Annotated in this window: 2 protein-coding genes; both read right to left on the bottom strand. The window is 64.0% G+C overall.

The genetic code is table 11. From position 1 onward, the window contains the following. A partial coding sequence (locus tag AB0N17_RS46315; protein ID WP_366017680.1) for an FAD-dependent oxidoreductase occupies positions 1 to 840 on the bottom strand: 840 nt, incomplete at its 3' end. 651 nt (positions 841 to 1,491) lie between these two features. After that, the coding region (locus AB0N17_RS46310) for an FAD-binding oxidoreductase (protein WP_366017679.1) at positions 1,492 to 2,114 on the bottom strand (623 nt) is incomplete at its 5' end.

Raw genomic sequence — 2,114 nt, 5'->3', positions numbered from 1 at the left:
GTGTAGCGCCCGTGGGAACACCGCATCCCCGACGCGTGTAACACAGTGAGACGTCTGAATCTCAGTCCAAAGACGGGCACGAGGCACCCGCGGGGACGCGATCACGAAGGCGCCGACATATGGGGGAAGAGATGAGTTTCTGCCGGTGAGGAAGTTATGCAAAATTGGCCTGGAGCGCCCTGGAACAACCTTCACAGCGGTACTGGTCAGGACGCGCACCCCCATTTCCAGGAGGCGCTCCTCATAGAATAGTTGTTCTGGGTGGCTTAGGCGGTGAGCCACCGCGGTTGCCGCGGTCACCACGGTGACTGCGTGCCCGTGGGTTGCGAGCGTTATGGCCGCCTCAGCGGCGGACCACTCCCCTTCCAGGTCTACGATCACGACAGCGGCAGGCAGCGGAGAGGGCCGCATGATGGCCGTCCAAGCATCCACCACGACCATCTGGTCAGGCGGCATGCCAGGCCAAGCTCTCGGAGCGGCCCCGGTCGCGAGAACGACATGGTCATAGGCGCCGATGCCATCGACGCGAACCGTTGTGTTCAGCCGTACCTCTACGGCACCGGCCCTCAGGTCCTGGCATGCTTCCGCCATCCACACTCGAAGGCGGTCCCGCCGTAGCATCGTGAAACCCGCAACCGCCAATTGCCCGCCGAGGCAGTTCGTGGCTTCGGCAAGGACGACACGGCATCCTGCCCGCGCCGCCGCTGTAGCGGCTGCCACGCCTGCTGGTCCCCCTCCCACGACGAGAACGTTCTTGCGCCGTCCACCCGCTGACGGCGCCGGCACCCGCTGAATGCGCGAAGGAACAGCCGAGGCACGGAGCTTACGGTGCTGCTCCATGAGCAGACCTCCTCGTCCGGTCTGCGATGTGCTCGAGTGAGACAGATGCGATGGGCCCGGAGACCTGAGCGCGCCTATCCCACCTGGAACACACCGCCGCTGGCGGCACACCGGGCAGAGTCTCTGTGCATCGCCACCCACACTGAGCGGGCATGGTGGCTTGCCGCATCTTGCGGCGGAGTGACTCTCTGTACGCTGCCCATCACGCACCGTCTCTTGGATCTGAAGCCTCCGCTGGGCGCTGGCTGACTCTTGGGCTCAAACGATGACCGCCAGCGTCTTGCGAAGACAGGACTGTTGCTGATGACCAAGGCCACAGATGGTGTCTTCATGTGGCTCTTTCTGCTGTAAGCCTGTCTCTCGGAAGCAGGTGAGGGATCGGGGCATGTCCCCAGTCTGAATTTGAGCCATCAGGGAATTTCCCTAGGGGATGCGCACGCAGACTGTGGCAATCACGGGGGTGGCAAGGGTTGACGAAGAGCCTGAGAATGTGCTGGGCCATGGGGTCGCTGCGAGTGGCCCCATGGCCCAGCTGTCAGTGATCCTTGAGTGCCGTCAGCAGCCGGCGAGGCCAACGACGCTGGCGATTCGTCTGCGCTCGCCCGAAGCGCTCCCCAGCCCAGCCACCACGGAGCGAGGTCAATGCCGCCCTCACTGCTGCATCGGGTAGTCCTCCACAGGATCATGCCAAATTCTGCTCGTAGCGACACCTGCGGCCACCAAGGCCTCCTGCCCACTGCGGATCATCCCGGCCGGGCCGGAGAGATACGCGTCGTACTCGTGCCAGGGACCGAATTCGAGCAGCAGATCCGGGAGCGGCACGAGCGCAGTGCGCTCAGCAAATGGGCGAACCCACAGCCACGGGTACGCCTGCTGAAGTCGGAGCAAGGCGTCGAGGTCGTACAACTCAAGATTGGTGCGAGCACCGAAGAAAACCTGCACCGCTCGACGCTCACCGTGCTGGACGACATCCTCGACCATGGCCTTGAGGGGGGCGATGCCGGTACCGCCGCCTATACAGAGCAGGCCGCTGTTGGTGGTGTGGTCGACAGTCATCGAGCCAAGAGGCGGACCGAGTCGGATCACATCGCCAGGCCGGGCACGGTGTACCAGCGCGTTGGAGACCCAGCCCGCAGGGACCGCCTTGATATGAAACGTCAGCAGCCCGTCGGGACTCGGGGCGGCAGCGAAGGAGTAGTTCCGCCAGATCCGCGGCCACCAGGGCGTCTCCACACTCGTGTACTGACCAGCCAAAAAGGGATAGGGCTGATGAG

This window comes from Streptomyces sp. NPDC051133 (assembly GCF_040682635.1).
GTDB lineage: Bacteria > Actinomycetota > Actinomycetes > Streptomycetales > Streptomycetaceae > Streptomyces.
The sequence above is the reverse complement of the archived record's forward strand: the minus strand, read 5'-3'. Positions and strand labels throughout refer to the sequence as shown.